This is a genomic window from Pseudomonas syringae group sp. 26L6, assembly GCF_032587815.1.
In the GTDB taxonomy this organism is placed as follows: domain Bacteria; phylum Pseudomonadota; class Gammaproteobacteria; order Pseudomonadales; family Pseudomonadaceae; genus Aquipseudomonas; species Aquipseudomonas amygdali.
Map to the genome: position 1 here is coordinate 128,151 of NZ_JAWHPJ010000057.1, position 14,974 is coordinate 143,124.

Sequence of the window (14,974 nt, forward strand, 5' to 3'; positions counted from 1 at the left end):
TTAGTATCGCAGGCGGATGGATGACGAGCCGGAGTGGCATTCGAAGTGGCTGTAATTATTGAGGGATGCAAGAAAAGCTGCGATAGGACTCGTCTGACATGCATGTAGGGCCTGTCTGAGTTTTGCGAGGCAATCAGGTCTGACCAGCGTTGTATCTGCATGCGCGCAGGTACTCGGCTGGTCTTATCAAGGCTAAATCTGTCCGGAGCGGCCAGTCATTTCCCGGGCCATCTCACTGGCATAGCTGTCGGTCATGCCGGCGATGAAGTCGATCATGCGCAGGAACGATGCATGCAGCGGTGCCTTGGGATCCGGCGCGCTGTTGCCCAGCAGGTCGAGGATACGTCGGTGCTTGAAGGAGGGCGTCCTGCCGCCAAACTGTTCGACCGCGGCACCGCAAAAGGCGTTTAAGAGGATTTCCAGTGTGGTGTAGGCACCTATTTCATGCAGCGTTTTACGCTTGTCCTGAAAGATTTTCTTGCGCGCCATGTCCTTGGCGTTCAGTACGCAGCGTTTGGCCGGGCCGTGCATGTGTTCCACGAGATCCCCGGGCAGCGTGCCCGCAAGCAGGGCGTCCTGTTGCTCGACGAATGCTCTGGCCGCTGCGTTGGTCAGGTGCTCGATGGCCTTGCCGCGCAGGATGGCCAGCTTGCGCCGCCGAGAGTCGCCAGGGCCCAGTTGCCGATAGGTTTCCGGAAGATCATCGCCGACCAGTCCAAGCAGAAGTGATTCCACTTCCGCGTAGTCCAGCAGGTCCATCTCCAGGCCGTCCTCCAGATCGATCAGTGCATAACAGATGTCATCGGCGGCTTCCATCAGGTAAACCAGTGGATGGCGCGCCCAGCGTTGTTCCTCAAGCTGCGGCAAACCCAGCTTGCCAGCGATCTGCTCAAGGATTGGCAGTTCACTCTGATAGCAGCCGAACTTGTGCTTCTTATAGCCCAGCGAGTCTGCGTGGCGAGCGGTCCACGGGTATTTGAGGTACGTGCCCAGTGTGGCGTAGGTCAGACGGGTACCGCCGTCGAACTGGTGGTACTCCAACTGCGTCAGCACCCGAAAGCCCTGGGCATTGCCCTCGAAATTGAGAAAGTCATTGCGCTCTGTCTCGCTCATCGCGTCGAGCCAGCCACGTCCGGCAGCCTGATTGAACCAGTTGCGAATTGCGTCTTCGCCAGAATGGCCGAACGGAGGGTTGCCAATGTCATGTGCCAGGCAGGCGGATTGTACAACCATGCCCAGGTCGCTTGGGTCGCACCAGTCGGGCAGCGCAGCGCGCAGGGTTTCGCCAACGCGCATGCCCAGTGAGCGGCCGACGCAGCTGACTTCCAGCGAGTGAGTCAGGCGGGTATGAATATGGTCGTTGCTGGACACCGGATGGACTTGCGTCTTACGTCCCAGACGGCGAAACGCACCGGAAAAGATGATGCGGTCATGGTCCTTGTGAAACGGACTGCGCCCCAATTCTTCGGGGCTGTGCAGTGTCTTGCCAAGTCGTTCGCGGTTAAGCAGGGTTTGCCAATCCAAGGCGTTCACTCCGTCAGTAATGTTGGCCGTAGCTTCCCGGTTCGGCACGCCTGCCGCAAGGCCTGACGCGCGGACAGACAGAAACGGGGTGTGTTAAAAAGCAAATGCCCGCCCCGGAGCACCGGAGCAGGCATTTGTCACAAGGCTCGAATCACGCAAAAGGTCTGGCGTAATCAGAGCCTGCGGTTACGGTTCTGGATGGCGCGACTCTGCATGGCGACCTTGATCAGTGGCGTCAGCGTGATGCCGAGCTTCAACAGGCGACCCAGCAGGCTGGTGCGTCCGGTCTTGGCACGTTTGCCGCTCAGAAACCCCAGCAGGGCGACCGAGCCCACTCCCCAGAGTGGCGCGTGGCGAAAGCCGAGCGCGCTTTTCCAGTCATGGCGGATCCCGCGAAAGCGTTGCAACGGCTGCAGCAGTTGCGTCGACTCATGACGAATTTCCTGACGGTGCATCTCCATGCGCAGGCGGATCAACGCCTTGCGCAGTTCTCGACGGGTATTGCTCTGGTGCGACTTGGGTTCACTCATGGCATCAATCGCTCGCGGTCGTTGGCCAGCTCTTCAAGGGTTGCGTGGAATGGCGACGACTCATCGAAAATCGCTGCCTTGAGGCGCAGCCCGCAGAAGATGGCGGCCAGCAGGTAGAACGTGCAAAGGCCGACGATACCGGCCAGGCGATAGCTGTCCCACAGAACGATCAGCAACAAGGCCGAGAGCCCAGTGAGCAGCAACAGGCCGAAAACCAGTGCCAGTCCCGCGAACAGCAGCAGGCTCACGGTACGTGCCTTCTGCTCCTGCAATTCGATGCCGAACAGCTCGACGTGCGTGTGCAGCAGGCCAAGGAATGCAGCGCCAAGACGCCGCGGTGAAGAGCCCGGAGTTCCCTCGGGCGGTGCTGATTCCGTTCCCAGAGTCATGATGTTAGCGCCTTGTAGCCAGCAGACCGATCAGAAAGCCGACACCTGCGGCGATACCGACTGACTGCCAGGGGTTGTTCTGAACGTAATCTTCGGTAGCGATCACAGCAGCCTCACCGCGCTCACGAAGCGAATCTTCAGTGGTCTTCAGTGTTTCCTTGGCACGCAGCAGGCTTTCGCGGATCTGGGCGCGCAGTTCATCGGCCTGATCACCAGCGAGAGAGGCGGTATGCGCCAGCAATTTCTCAGTGTCGGCAACCAGTACCTGGAAGTCGGCTCTCAGGATTTCCTGAGCATTCTGTGCAGTTTGGCGGGCCATGATGTTCTCCGTTTGGTGGGCGTATGAATGTTTCGAGTACAGGTGATTCCTGAAGGTTCACTTCGATTGCCGTCTGGTGTTCGATCAGGCTGCGTGCTGCCGCTGCACCTTACTCCAAAAGTATCTGTCAGGAAAAACCGCGACGTGTTGAAGATTGGGGTTCCGTATTTCTGGCCATTGGCTATGCTCCACACGCGTGATCACGTACATGGCGCGCGATATGAGAGCTGAATGGAGAGAGGCATGGAGCGGCTGTATTCCCTGCAGGGGCTCAGGGGCATAGCTGTCCTGGGTGTGGTGTTGTTTCACATGATGTCGGTAGAGAGCAAGTTTTCCGGTGGCGATATCCTTCTGCCGCCGATGCTCGATTTTTTTCAGTTGGGTGTCGATCTGTTCTTTGTCATCAGCGGTTTCGTGATGGTGATCGTCAGTCGTGGCCGTTTCCAGAGCGGGGTCGAGGCCCGGCGCTTTCTGTTCAACAGGGTGTCGCGGATCTACCCCACGTACTGGCTGTACTTTTTCATTACGCTGGCGGTGTACCTGGTGCAGCCGGGCATGGTCAACAGCGGGCATGGGGCGTCCAACTTGATTATGTCGTTCCTGCTGCTGCCCAACGATAAAGTGCTGCTGGTGATGGTGGCCTGGTCGCTGCTGTTCGAACTGTGGTTCTACGTCGTGTACTCCGGCTTTCTGTTGTTTCGTGAACGCAGCGTGCCGCTTCTGCTCGGCGGCTGGGCGCTGATCATCATCGTGTTCAACGTGCTGGCCGACTGGCAGGACTATTCGCCCGCACTGAAGATCATCCTGCATCCCTACGCCCTTGAATTCATTCTCGGCGCAGCGCTGGCGTTGTTCTTTTATGGTCGGCACAGCGCGCGCGTGCCGACCGCTGCCGTCCTTGCCTCGCTGGGAGGTGCGCTGCTGCTGGGCGTGCCCCTGATCGGTTACTTCCGGTTATACGACAGTCAGGGCTTGCTGCGCATGCTCATGGTCGGCGGTACTTTCGGCCTGCTGGTACTGACCCTTGCCCTGCTCGAACGACGTCGACAACTGGCTGTGCCAGGGTTTTTGGTCGCTGTGGGCGACATGTCCTACACGATCTATCTGTCTCATCTGCTGGTGTTGGGGGTGATCGGGCGGGTGTGGAGCCTGGTCGGTGCCTGGCCCGAAAGCTATCTGGACAACCTGTTTTTCGCGCTGCTGATGATGGCGGCAACGGTGTGTTACGGCTGGGTCGGTTACCGTTGTTTCGAGAAACCTGTACTGGACCGCGCCAACGCGTTCAGCAAGACGCATTTCCGGGTGTCGACGTGATCGCGGGGTGCGCCTAGAATGATTTTCGGTTGTAGAGGATTTGCCGAGGATCGATTCATGCCGCCCGAATGCCAGCTGTTCAGTACCCTGGGCTGCCCGCTGTGCGAGGTTGCCGAAGCGGTTTTACTGCCGTTCGCCATCGAGCACGGCCTACTGGTTGAGCTGGTCGACATCTGCGAGGATGAACAACTGTTCGAGCGTTACGAGTTGCGCGTCCCTGTGTTGCGTCGAGTCGACACCGGGGATGAGCTGGACTGGCCATTTGACGCGCCTCAGGTAGCTTCGTTTTTGAGTCGTTGAGCGGCATTGTCGCAGAGCTGCATTCTTCTTTATCCCCCGGACCCGACGCGCATTGAATATTGATACCCGCATCAAATTTCGCCATCTGGTGTGCTTTCTCGAGGTGGCTCGGCAGGGCAGCCTGGCGCGTGCCTCCGATGTACTGGCAATCAGTCAGCCCGCGCTGTCGAAAAGTCTCAAGGAGCTGGAAACACTGCTGGCCACCACCTTGTTTGTGCGCAGCAAGAGCGGTGCGGCGCTGACCGAGGCGGGGGTGGCATTCATGCGTTTCGCCGGGCCGAGCGTCCAGGCCCTGCGTGAAGGTGTCAGTAGCCTGCGCTCGGGTGAACATGAAACTGTTACCGCACGGTTGGGCGTGCTGTCCACGGCTGAAAGCCTGTTGGTTCCGGAGGTGGTCCATCGTCTGCACGAGCGCCACCCCGCGTTGATCGTCAGCGTGATGACCGGCCCCAGTGCCTACCTGCTGTCGCAACTGAGGGTAGGGGAGCTGGACCTCGTGGTCGGGCGCATGACTGACAGCCCGCAGATTCAGGGGCTGACGTTCGAGCATCTGTACAACGAGTCGATGACGCTGGTGGTGCGCAACGATCACCCGTTACTGACGGCGCCGCTCAAGCCTGAAAGTCTGGAGCAGTTCCCGCTGGTGTTGCCGCTGGCTGGCACCACCATCCGCAAGTTTGCCGACAGTCTTTTCGTACAGTGCGGTATCCGCATGCCGCGTCAGCGCCTTGAAACCCTGTCACTCACCCTCAGCCGCCGCTATGTGCAGTGCAGCGATGCGGTGTGGATCGCGCCACTGGATGCGGTGTCGCTGGAGTTGAAAGGCGGCACGCTGGTGGAGCTGGACATGGGCATTCGCGAGCCGGGCGGATCAGTCGGCCTGTGCAGCAACCCGGCCCTGCCGCTGACACGTGCGGCGCAATGGTGTGTGGATGAACTGCGAGGCGTTGGAGAGACCTACCGCAAAGCGCAGTATGCATAACCATTTGGTTATGGATAACCGGTTTTATTTCAATTCTCTATAAGCATGGATCACGCGACACTTCGCCGCAGCCTGTAGCGCAAGTGATCGACGCCTGCGCCCATAAGAAAAACAAGGAGAACGCCATGTCTGCCGCGGACAATAGCCGCTTCGTCATTCGTGACCGAAACTGGCACCCCAAAGCCCTGACACCTGATTACAAGACCTCGATCCTGCGCTCGCCGCGTCAGGCGCTGGTCAGTATCCCGCAATCCATTTCCGAAACCACGGGCCCGGATTTCTCGCATTTGAAGTTTGGTCAGCACGACAACGATCTGCTGCTCAACTTCAACAACGGCGGGCTGCCCATCGGTGAGCGCATCCTGCTGGCCGGCCGGGTCTGTGATCAGTACGGCAAGCCGATTCCGCATACCTTGGTGGAGATCTGGCAAGCCAATGCCGGCGGGCGTTATCGCCACAAACGCGATGCCTATCTGGCACCCATCGACCCCAACTTTGGCGGTGTAGGGCGAGCGCTGACCGACAGCGAAGGCAATTACAGCTTCCGCACCGTCAAGCCAGGCCCTTACCCGTGGCGCAACGGCCCTAACGACTGGCGTCCGGCGCATATTCATGTGTCGATCAGCGGCCCGTCGATTGCCACCCGCCTGGTCACCCAGCTGTATTTCGAAGGCGATCCGTTGATTCCTATCTGCCCGATTGTCAAGGCCATCGCCAACCCGGACGCCGTGCAGAGCCTTATTGCCAGGCTCGATCTGGGGATGGGTAATCCAATGGATTGCCTGGCGTACCGCTTTGACATCGTGTTGCGCGGCCAGCGCAAGACACACTTCGAAAACTGCTGAGGAGGCCCGACATGCCCGTTCAATTACTGCAGGAAACCCCTTCGCAAACCGCTGGCCCGTACGTGCACATCGGTCTTGCACCACAGGTGGCCGGCAACCCGACCCGCGAACTGGAAATCTGGAACGAGATGGCCAGGCCCGAGGCGCCCGGCGAGCATATCGTGTTGCTGGGCAACGTCTTCGACGGCAACGGTCATCTGATCCGCGATGCGTATCTGGAATTCTGGCAGGCCGACCATCAAGGCGCGTATCACAGCGAATTCGACCCGGAGCGGCCGTTCAACGGCTTCGGCCGCACGGCGACCACTGACGACGGCCAATGGATTCTGAAGACCATCAAGCCAGGCTCGGCACATAATGCGGCCGGGGTGCCGATGGCTGCGCACATCAACGTTTCGCTGTTTGCCCGTGGTATCAATATTCATCTGCAGACGCGGCTGTATTTCGACGACGAAGCGCAGGCCAATGCTCAGGACCCGGTGCTCAATCTGATCGAGCAGCCGCCGCGTCGCGAAACGCTGGTCGCGCGCCGCTGCACGCATGATGGGCAAACGGCCTATCGTTTTGATATCCGCGTGCAGGGTGAAGGCGAAACGGTGTTTTTCGATTTCTGAATCGGTTGTCGATTTGCGTATCAGTGTGCGTGCGTTCCCGGCGCCTGCATCGGCAGGCGACCTTATAAAAATAAAAGGACATCTCCATGACGCTTTCCGCCAGCCAGCCTGTGCCGGGTACGCTCGACGTTCAGGCCTTCATCAATGCGCAACCGCTGTCCGGGTATCAGTGGCGGGTGGTTGCGCTGTGTTTTCTGATCGTGTTTCTCGATGGCCTAGATACCGCCGCAATGGGCTTCATTGCACCAGCGCTCAGCCAGGACTGGGGCATCGACCGGGCCAGCCTGGGCCCGGTGATGAGCGCTGCGCTGATCGGCATGGTGTTCGGCGCGCTGGGTTCCGGCCCGCTGGCCGACCGGTTCGGGCGCAAGGTGGTGCTGGTGGTCGCGGTGTTCCTGTTCGGTCTGTTCAGCCTGGCGTCTGCCTACAGCAGCAACATTGATCAACTGCTGGTATTACGCCTTCTGACCGGGCTGGGGCTCGGTGCAGCGATGCCCAATGCCACCACGTTGTTGTCGGAATACACGCCCGAGCGGCTCAAGTCGCTGCTGGTGACCAGCATGTTCTGTGGTTTCAATCTGGGCATGGCCTGTGGTGGGTTTGTGTCGGCCAAACTGATCCCGAGCATGGGCTGGCACAGCCTGCTGATGCTGGGCGGTATTCTGCCGTTGATACTGGCGGTGGTACTGATGGTCTGGCTGCCGGAATCAGCGCGGTTTCTGGTGGTGCGCAATCGCGGTGCGGAGCGTATTCGCAAAGTGCTGGCACCGATTGCGCCGAAGGCGTTGGCTGGCATCACCGATTTCAGCGTTCCCGAGCAGAAAACGGTCAGTAGCCGCAACGTGCTGAAAGTGATTTTCTCCGGTACATACAGCGCTGGCACGCTGTTGCTGTGGCTGACGTATTTCATGGGTCTGGTTATCGTCTACCTGTTGACCAGCTGGCTGCCGACGTTGATGCGCGACAGTGGCGCGAGCATGGAGCAATCGGCGTTCATCGGTGCGCTGTTCCAGTTCGGCGGGGTGCTGAGTGCAGTGGGGGTCGGCTGGGCAATGGATCGTTACAATCCGCATAAGGTCATTGGTCTGGCCTATGCGCTGGCGGGTGTGTTCGCCTGGCTGGTCGGGCAGAGTCTGGGCAATGTCGCCTTGTTGGCCACGCTGGTGCTGCTGGCCGGTATGTGCATCAACGGCGCACAGTCGGCAATGCCTTCACTGGCAGCGCGTTTCTACCCCACTCAGGGGCGTGCCACTGGCGTGTCGTGGATGCTCGGGATCGGCCGCTTCGGCGCGATTCTCGGCGCCTGGGCCGGTGCCACACTGCTGGGCCTGGGCTGGAGCTTCGAACAGGTGCTGACGGCGCTGGTGGTCCCGGCTGCCCTGGCCGCGATAGCGGTGCTGATCAAGGGCTGGGTCAGTCATTCGGACGCTACCTGAAACCTTTCAATCTGGAGTGGTGATGTGAACAGAGTGAGCAATCAACTTTTCGATGCCTACTTCATGCAACCCGAAATGCGCGAGATCTTTTCGGATGAAGGCCGGGTACAGGGCATGCTCGATTTCGAGGCTGCGCTGGCTCGGGCACAGGCACGCGTCGGCCTGATCCCGCCGGAGGTGGTCGCCGACATCGAGCTGAGCTGCGACGCACGGCTGTTCGATTTCGACGCGCTGGCAATTGCCATCGGCAGTGCCGGCAATTCGGCGATTCCGCTGGTCAAGGCGCTGGGCAAACAGATAGCCGCGCGCAGTGCTGAGGCCGAGCGCTATGTGCATATGGGCGCAACCAGCCAGGATGTAATGGACAGCGGGCTGATTCTGCAACTGCGTCGAGCGATCGTGCTGCTTGAGCGTGATCTCACCCTACTGGCCGATGCGATGGCTGAGCAGGCACAGCGTCATGCTGGCACGCCGCTGGCTGGACGCACCTGGCTGCAGCAGGCCACGCCGGTCACTCTGGGGATGAAAATCGCTGGCTGGCTGGGCGCGGTGACTCGCCATCGACAGCGCTTGAACGAGATCAAACCGCGCCTGTTGTGCCTGCAATTCGGCGGTGCTTCCGGCAGCCTCGCGGCGCTGGGCGACCAGGCCTTTTCGGTAGCCGAAGCGCTGGCCGGTGAATTGCAACTGGCGTTGCCCGAGCAGCCCTGGCACACCCAGCGCGACCGACTTGTGGAGTTTGCCGGTCTGCTGGGCCTGATCGCCGGCAGCCTCGGCAAACTGGGGCGCGACGTGAGCCTGCTGATGCAGACCGAAGTGGGCGAGGTCTTCGAGCCCTCGGCACCGGGCAAGGGCGGGTCTTCGACAATGCCGCACAAACGCAACCCGGTCGGTGCTGCGGTCATGATCAGCACCGCCACCCGCGCACCGGGGCTGGTCGCCACGATGCTGGCCGCCATGCCGCAGGAGCACGAGCGCAGTCTGGGCCTGTGGCATGCCGAGTGGGAGACTTTGCCGGAGCTGTGCTGTCTGGTTTCCGGTTCGCTGCAGCAAGCGTTGCAGGTGCTACCCGGTCTGCAGGTCGATGCCGAGCGTATGGCGAGCAATCTGCAATCCACCAAAGGGCTGGTGCTCGCCGAGGCAGTGAGCATTGCGCTGGCTCAGCGCATCGGCCGCGATGCTGCCCACCATCTGGTAGAACAGTGCTGCCGTCGTGCGGTAGAGCAGGGCGCGCATTTGCGTCAGGTGCTTGGCGAAACCCCGCAAGTCAGTGAGCAGTTTTCTTCCGACGAGCTGGATCGTCTGCTTGATCCGGCCCATTACCTTGGCCATGCCCGACAATGGGTCGAGCGTGCCGTGGCTGAACACACAAGGATTTCCCGATGACCGAAGACGAACGTTACGAAGCTGGCATGCAGGTGCGCCGTGCAGTGCTGGGCGATACGCATGTCGATAACAGTCTGAGCAAATTGACGCCGTTCAATGAAGAATTCCAGGAGATGATTACCCGTCACGCCTGGGGTGATATCTGGACACGTCCAGGCTTGCCGCGCCACACGCGCAGCCTGATCACCATTGCGATGCTGATCGGCATGAATCGCGAGGGCGAATTGCGCCTGCACCTGAAGGCCGCGAAAAACAATGGCGTGACCCGTGAGGAAATCAAGGAAGTGCTGATGCAGAGCGCTATCTACTGCGGCATTCCGGCGGCCAATGCGACGTTCCACCTGGCCGAAGCGGTATGGGATGAAATGGGTGTGGAGTCGTTGAAGGAGGATTGAAAAGTCGCATAACAAGGAGTACTGCAGCGAAATGTCATGCCTTACCCGCGTTCACTGCCCATAAATGAAAGCGCTGTTTTATCACGAAGTCGGGCCTCAATCTCACTGACTCGCAGAACCAGCGCGTGGCGCGTAGCGTCACAAAGAGGACGCAGAGCGTCCAGAACTGCATGCCGACGCGGAGCGTCGGCACGATAGTCAGTTAGATTTCTGTATAACGATGAGTGATCAACCGTGGCGGCGTTTTCGTTTTTAGAGCAGCGACAGCGGGTAGCTGACAATCAGACGGTTTTCGTCGAACTGGTTGGTGTTGTAGTCACGCCGCATGGTGGAGTTGCGCCATTTGAGCGACAGGCTTTTGAACGCGCCGCTCTGGAACACGTACGCCAGCTCGGTTTCCCGTGCCCACTCTTCGCCGTCGGTGATGGTGCCGGTATGCACGTTGTCGCCGCTGATGTAGCGGTTCATCAGGGTCAGGCCGGGCACGCCCAGGGCTGCGAAGTCATAGTCGTGACGCAACTGCCAGGATTTCTCCCTGGCGTTGTCGAAGCTGGAGTTGTAACTGTCGTTGGCCAACGTCCCGCCACTGGTACCGTTGACGCGCATCCAGGCGCTGTCGCCGCTGACTTTCTGCAGGCCCACATAAAAGGTGTTGCCGCCGTGCCGCGCCGAAAGCAGCGCTGACCAGGTCTTGTTGTCCAGCTCGCCGGCCAGCGACTGACCGTCGTCTTTGCCCTGGAAGTAGCCAAGGTTGGCACCCAGCGTCCAGCTGCCCAACGGCTGGCTGTGCAGCAGGTTGAAATATTGCTGGTGGTAGATGTCTTCAAGCTCGGCGTACCACACGCCGACCTGGGTGCGCTTTTCGTTGAACACGTACTCGCCGCCGCCGAAGTTGAAACGGTCTGAGGTGAACGCTGAGCGGCCGTTCAAGGACATGTCTTCCATGCTGGCGTCGTTGCGCGGGCTGTTGCCGCGGAACTGGCCGCCGTACAGGGTCAGCCCGTCGATCTCTTTGGAAGTGATTTGCCCGCCCTGAAAGGTTTGCGGCAGCGAGCGGCCGTCATCGGAGCGCAGGATCGGCAACACGGGCATCCACTCGCCGACCTTCAATTCGGTCTTCGAGAAGCGCGCCTTGCCCGCCACGGCCAGTCGCCCGAAGTCGTCGGCCGGGCGTCCATCGCTGTGGATCGGCAGCAATTGTGTGCCGCCCGTTCCCTTGCCGCCGTCTAGCTTGAGCGAGTAAAGGCCCAGCGCATCCACACCAAAGCCAACGGTGCCTTGGGTGAAGCCGGAGCGGGCATCGAGGATGAAGTTCTGCGTCCACTCCTCGGCGTAGTTCTGCGCATTGGCCGGGTCGACGAAGTTGCGGTTGATATAGAAGTTGCGTAGGTTCAGATTGACCTTGGCGTCTTCGACGAACCCGGCAGCATTGCCGCTGATGGGTGTCAGGTTTGCAGCAATGGCCGCAGACAGACCGCAAAGGAGTTTGCAGGAGGAATTGGCGCGCATGGAACAGACCTTTTTTGTAGTTATTGAGTCGTGTAGCTGGCTACGATAGTGAAAGGCCGGAAGGTGCCGTGCAATTGTGAAATAACTGTTTCGGGCGATAATCGAACGTTAATGAACCGGTTCGAACATTTTGTGGAGGGCGTTGCAAACGTGTGTGCGATGCTCACTGGTCTGTAAATACGGGTCTGTAAACATAGGCGGCGTGCTCTGGCGTTTTCGGCCACGGCGTCCGGCTGCTGAAACTTGAACAAGGAAGCGCGATGAGCACTGCCAGCACGCCTTTGTCCGGCGTCAACCAACCACTGAAAGGGATTGGTTTCATTCTTCTGGCGACTTTTCTGTTCGCCAGTCACGACACACTCTCCAAGTACCTGTCCGGCTTCTATCCGATCATTCTGGTGGTCTGGGCGCGCTACGTGGTGCACACGCTGCTCATGGCCTGCATCTTCATGCCATCGGCGGGGTTGCGCGTGCTGCGTACCAAGCGTCCCGGCTTGCAGGCATTGCGTGCGCTGGCGCTGTTGGGCACCAGTCTGCTGTTTACCAGCAGCCTGATGTTCATTCCGCAGGCAGAGGCGACCGCGGTCAACTTTCTTGCGCCGTTGCTGGTCACGGCACTGTCGGTGCCGCTGTTGCATGAGCGTGTGACGCGCGGGCAATGGGTTGCGGTGGTTGTCGGGTTTATCGGGGTGATGATCATCATTCATCCGGGGGGCGAGCTGTTTACCCCGGCGATTCTGCTGCCGCTGTCGTCAGCCTTGTGTTTTGCGTTGTATCAACTCCTGACGCGGCTGGTCAGCCCGTTTGACAGCCCGACCACCAGCAACTTTTTTGCCGGGCTGTTCAATACCCTGTTGATGAGCGCGCTGGTGCCGTTCTTCTGGGAAGTGCCTGCGCTTAAAGATCTGCCGTTTCTGCTGGCGCTGGGGGCATGTGGTATGTCGGCTCACTTGCTGCTGACCCAGGCCTTCCGCTTCGCCCCCCCGGCAATGCTCGCACCGTTCAGCTATTGCCAGATTGTGTTTGCCGGGCTGCTGGGTTTCGTGGTGTTCGACCACATGCCATCACCGACCGCACAGGCCGGTATCGCCATCATCTGCCTCAGCGGCCTGGCGGCGGCTTGGCAACAGCGGCGCAAGGGTGGGTAGCATCTGGTGCTGGAGCTTGGGATGCCCTGCATCACAAGTTTTCAGTTCAGCACAACGTCATGCTGCGCCCGCAGGAGGCCGCCATACGTGCTTTTCGATCACGGTAGCACTGACGACGCAGAGTGCGACGTTAGTGACGGCTGAGTCCTGGCACTGATCCGGGGGATGCGAGGCAGGACGCCGAGCAAGCCGCACCGGGCCAAGGATGGCCCGTTGCGGCGGCCCCCGGATCAGTGACAGGGCGAAGGAACCCGACGAAGTCGGGCCGGAAACAGGAGCGAAGGACTTTGCTCACTTTGGTCCCTCAAAGTGAGTCGCCGAGGGGCGAAAAGGTGACCTGAGTCGAACCTCAATCCACCTGAAACCACAGAACCGCTTTGTGACGCGGAGCGTCAAGAACTGCATTCCCACGCGGAGCGTGAGGAACGAGCGGCGTCTGGGATAACAAAGGTGACCTGAGTCGAACACCAGTTCACCTGACATCGCAGAACCGCTGTGTGACGCGGAGCGTCACGAACTGCATTCCCACGCGGAGCGTGAGGAACGAGAGGCGTCCGGGATAACAAAGGTGACCTGAGTCGAACCTCAATCCACCTGAAACCACAGAACCGCTTTGTGACGCGGAGCGTCAAGAACTGCATTCCCACGCGGAGTGAGGAACGAGAGGCGTCCGGGAGAGCACTTTTCGTCACTCTGCGCAAAGCGTGGGGACGATAGCAAAAAGGCCCGGTCACTGAGTGAGCCGGGCCTTTGTGATGGTGTCAGACGATTACTCGCTGAGCGTCGGAACCTTGCGCGGGGCCATGAAGTACAGCCAGATCAACGCGATGAAGTACATCGCCGGGATCATGGTGAACAGCACGTTGTAGTTATTATTGGTGGCGGTCAGCACCGCACCCACAATCTGGGTCATGAACATACCGCCAATGGCCGCACACATGCCGCCGAAGCCGAACACCGTACTCATCATGTGCTTGGGCGTGTAGTCCATCACCAGGCTCCAGATGTTTGCGGTCCAGGCCTGATGCGCACCCACCGCAAGCGAGATGGCCAGTACCGCCACCCACAGGCCGCTGGCGTTGGCGGCGAATACCACGCTGCAGATAGTGATGGCAAAGATCAGCATCGACAGCAGACGCGCAGTGGTCGCACGCATGCCGCGCCCGATCAGCCAGGAGGACAGAATGCCGCCACCCACGCTGCCGAAGTCAGCGGTCAGCCAGATCAGGATCAGCGGGATGCCCATCTGCGTCACGCTGATACCCAGGTTGTATTGCTGATTGAGAAACGGCGGCAACCAGTACAGGTAGAACCAGAACACCGGCGCAGTAATCGCGTAAGCCAGCGCGAACGCCCACGTGCCGCGCATCTTCAGAATGCCGGTGAAGGGCACCTTGACCGGCGCAGGTTCGACTTCCTGATTAATATAATCCAGCTCGGCCTTGCTGACGGTCGGATGCTCTTCGGGGTTGTAGTACTTCAGGCGCCACATGATGACCCAGATCAGCCCCAGCGAACCCATCGCTATAAAGGCCGCCTGCCAGCCCCAGACGGTAAGGATCAGCGGCAGCAGCGCCGGGGTCAGCATTGCGCCGACGTTGGTGCCAGCGTTGAAAATACCAGTCGCCACGGCACGTTCACCTGCCGGGAACCACAGACGCGTGGTCTTTACACAGGCCGGGTAGTTGGCCGCCTCGGTCAGGCCGAGAATGAACCGGCAGACCATGAAGCCCACAGCGGAAGTTGCAAGGCCATGAGCGCCGGTCGCCAGGCTCCACAGCAGCACCGCGAGGAAGAACGCGCGCTTGACGCCGACCTTGTCGATAAAGCGGCCTTGCAGCACGAAGCCCACCGCGTAACCGACCTGAAACCAGAAGTTGATGTTGGCGTAGTCCATCGCCGTCCAGCTCATTTCCTTGGCGAGGATGGGCTGCATGACGCCAAGCGCCGCTCGGTCGATGTAGTTCAGCGTGGTGGCGAAGAACACCAGGGCGAGCATGCCCCAGCGCGTCTTGCCCACGGCGAGTGCGCCGCGAATCTTTTCGCCCATCCCGGCACGGGCGGCCTGGGCGACAGGGTTGGTCTGGGTGTTAAGCATGATGTTCTAACCATCCGTTCCAGGACTGTGCTGCTGGCAACAGTCGGACTGAGAAGTCCACTCGATGCAGGCGTTGTGCAGGTAAAGTGAAGTCGTAGAACCGTGATTCGACTGGCCTGTTGACTCAGGCTTTCATCGAGACGATCCGTCGGGCCGACAATTTACAGGTTGGGCCGCGCAAGTGT

General features: G+C 60.0%; 15 protein-coding genes. 9 read left to right on the top strand and 6 right to left on the bottom strand.

Annotated features, from left to right (window positions below; genetic code table 11):
- Positions 1 to 192 precede the first annotated feature (192 nt).
- The 4 genes from RYA97_RS25450 to RYA97_RS25465 all read right to left on the bottom strand — a co-directional run bounded on the left by RYA97_RS25450 (position 193) and on the right by RYA97_RS25465 (position 2,762).
- The gene (locus RYA97_RS25450) at positions 193 to 1,524 is read right to left on the bottom strand and encodes a deoxyguanosinetriphosphate triphosphohydrolase (RefSeq protein WP_004661594.1); all 1,332 of its coding nucleotides are present in this window, start codon (positions 1,522 to 1,524) and stop codon (positions 193 to 195) included.
- A gap of 173 nt (positions 1,525 to 1,697) precedes the next feature.
- Entirely contained in the window at positions 1,698 to 2,054 is a 357-nt protein-coding gene (locus tag RYA97_RS25455; RefSeq protein ID WP_002553116.1) for a hypothetical protein, read from the bottom strand.
- Positions 2,051 to 2,443 carry a phage holin family protein gene (locus RYA97_RS25460; protein WP_002553117.1) on the bottom strand — a complete coding sequence of 131 codons (393 nt, stop codon included), beginning with the start codon at positions 2,441 to 2,443 and terminating at the stop codon, positions 2,051 to 2,053. Before RYA97_RS25460 ends, RYA97_RS25455 begins: the two co-directional genes overlap by 4 nt.
- Before the next feature lie 4 nt (positions 2,444 to 2,447).
- The gene (locus RYA97_RS25465) at positions 2,448 to 2,762 is read right to left on the bottom strand and encodes a YqjD family protein (protein ID WP_002553118.1); all 315 of its coding nucleotides are present in this window, start codon (positions 2,760 to 2,762) and stop codon (positions 2,448 to 2,450) included.
- A 243-nt stretch (positions 2,763 to 3,005) separates the two neighbouring features.
- Here RYA97_RS25465 and RYA97_RS25470 point away from each other — a divergent pair, with 243 nt between their 5' ends.
- The 8 genes from RYA97_RS25470 to pcaC all read left to right on the top strand — a co-directional run bounded on the left by RYA97_RS25470 (position 3,006) and on the right by pcaC (position 10,034).
- Entirely contained in the window at positions 3,006 to 4,076 is a 1,071-nt protein-coding gene (locus RYA97_RS25470; protein ID WP_002553119.1) for an acyltransferase family protein, read from the top strand.
- Positions 4,077 to 4,133: 57 nt separating this feature from the next.
- Positions 4,134 to 4,376, top strand: coding sequence for a glutaredoxin family protein (locus tag RYA97_RS25475; protein ID WP_005732565.1), 243 nt, complete (start codon positions 4,134 to 4,136; stop codon positions 4,374 to 4,376).
- Positions 4,377 to 4,428: 52 nt separating this feature from the next.
- Positions 4,429 to 5,358: a pca operon transcription factor PcaQ gene (gene pcaQ, locus RYA97_RS25480; RefSeq protein WP_005753503.1), complete on the top strand. Its 930-nt coding sequence runs from the start codon at positions 4,429 to 4,431 to the stop codon at positions 5,356 to 5,358.
- A 125-nt stretch (positions 5,359 to 5,483) separates the two neighbouring features.
- Complete coding sequence (pcaH, locus tag RYA97_RS25485) at positions 5,484 to 6,203, top strand: protocatechuate 3,4-dioxygenase subunit beta (protein WP_002553121.1); 720 nt, start codon at positions 5,484 to 5,486, stop codon at positions 6,201 to 6,203.
- Between the two features lie 11 nt (positions 6,204 to 6,214).
- Positions 6,215 to 6,817: a protocatechuate 3,4-dioxygenase subunit alpha gene (gene pcaG, locus RYA97_RS25490; RefSeq protein WP_005779821.1), complete on the top strand. Its 603-nt coding sequence runs from the start codon at positions 6,215 to 6,217 to the stop codon at positions 6,815 to 6,817.
- 86 nt (positions 6,818 to 6,903) lie between these two features.
- Entirely contained in the window at positions 6,904 to 8,253 is a 1,350-nt protein-coding gene (locus RYA97_RS25495) for an MFS transporter (RefSeq protein WP_005779820.1), read from the top strand.
- Between the two features lie 24 nt (positions 8,254 to 8,277).
- The gene (locus tag RYA97_RS25500) at positions 8,278 to 9,639 is read left to right on the top strand and encodes a 3-carboxy-cis,cis-muconate cycloisomerase (protein WP_016982057.1); all 1,362 of its coding nucleotides are present in this window, start codon (positions 8,278 to 8,280) and stop codon (positions 9,637 to 9,639) included.
- Positions 9,636 to 10,034 (top strand): 4-carboxymuconolactone decarboxylase, encoded by a 399-nt coding sequence (gene pcaC / locus RYA97_RS25505; protein ID WP_004665142.1) that lies wholly within the window; start codon positions 9,636 to 9,638, stop codon positions 10,032 to 10,034. The genes RYA97_RS25500 and pcaC overlap by 4 nt, the downstream gene beginning before the upstream one ends.
- A 252-nt stretch (positions 10,035 to 10,286) precedes the next feature.
- On the opposite strand, the gene RYA97_RS25510 is transcribed toward pcaC, so the two are convergent.
- The gene (locus tag RYA97_RS25510) at positions 10,287 to 11,543 is read right to left on the bottom strand and encodes an OprD family porin (protein WP_005746789.1); all 1,257 of its coding nucleotides are present in this window, start codon (positions 11,541 to 11,543) and stop codon (positions 10,287 to 10,289) included.
- A 260-nt stretch (positions 11,544 to 11,803) separates the two neighbouring features.
- Here RYA97_RS25510 and RYA97_RS25515 point away from each other — a divergent pair, with 260 nt between their 5' ends.
- Positions 11,804 to 12,691 carry a DMT family transporter gene (locus RYA97_RS25515; RefSeq protein ID WP_016982058.1) on the top strand — a complete coding sequence of 296 codons (888 nt, stop codon included), beginning with the start codon at positions 11,804 to 11,806 and terminating at the stop codon, positions 12,689 to 12,691.
- A gap of 769 nt (positions 12,692 to 13,460) precedes the next feature.
- Here the strand turns inward: RYA97_RS25515 and RYA97_RS25520 are convergent.
- Positions 13,461 to 14,789, bottom strand: coding sequence for an MFS transporter (locus tag RYA97_RS25520; protein ID WP_016981977.1), 1,329 nt, complete (start codon positions 14,787 to 14,789; stop codon positions 13,461 to 13,463).
- Positions 14,790 to 14,974 lie beyond the last annotated feature (185 nt).

Bases quoted from the DNA above. Each gene is read 5' to 3' on its own strand.
- RYA97_RS25460 (WP_002553117.1), bottom strand. From the start codon at position 2,443: ATGACTCTGGGAACGGAATCAGCACCGCCCGAGGGAACTCCGGGCTCT.
- RYA97_RS25495 (WP_005779820.1), top strand. From the start codon at position 6,904: ATGACGCTTTCCGCCAGCCAGCCTGTGCCGGGTACGCTCGACGTTCAG.
- pcaG (WP_005779821.1), top strand. From the start codon at position 6,215: ATGCCCGTTCAATTACTGCAGGAAACCCCTTCGCAAACCGCTGGCCCG.
- RYA97_RS25475 (WP_005732565.1), top strand. From the start codon at position 4,134: ATGCCGCCCGAATGCCAGCTGTTCAGTACCCTGGGCTGCCCGCTGTGC.
- RYA97_RS25455 (WP_002553116.1), bottom strand. From the start codon at position 2,054: ATGAGTGAACCCAAGTCGCACCAGAGCAATACCCGTCGAGAACTGCGC.
- RYA97_RS25515 (WP_016982058.1), top strand. From the start codon at position 11,804: ATGAGCACTGCCAGCACGCCTTTGTCCGGCGTCAACCAACCACTGAAA.
- RYA97_RS25470 (WP_002553119.1), top strand. From the start codon at position 3,006: ATGGAGCGGCTGTATTCCCTGCAGGGGCTCAGGGGCATAGCTGTCCTG.
- RYA97_RS25520 (WP_016981977.1), bottom strand. From the start codon at position 14,789: ATGCTTAACACCCAGACCAACCCTGTCGCCCAGGCCGCCCGTGCCGGG.
- RYA97_RS25465 (WP_002553118.1), bottom strand. From the start codon at position 2,762: ATGGCCCGCCAAACTGCACAGAATGCTCAGGAAATCCTGAGAGCCGAC.
- pcaC (WP_004665142.1), top strand. From the start codon at position 9,636: ATGACCGAAGACGAACGTTACGAAGCTGGCATGCAGGTGCGCCGTGCA.
- pcaH (WP_002553121.1), top strand. From the start codon at position 5,484: ATGTCTGCCGCGGACAATAGCCGCTTCGTCATTCGTGACCGAAACTGG.
- RYA97_RS25510 (WP_005746789.1), bottom strand. From the start codon at position 11,543: ATGCGCGCCAATTCCTCCTGCAAACTCCTTTGCGGTCTGTCTGCGGCC.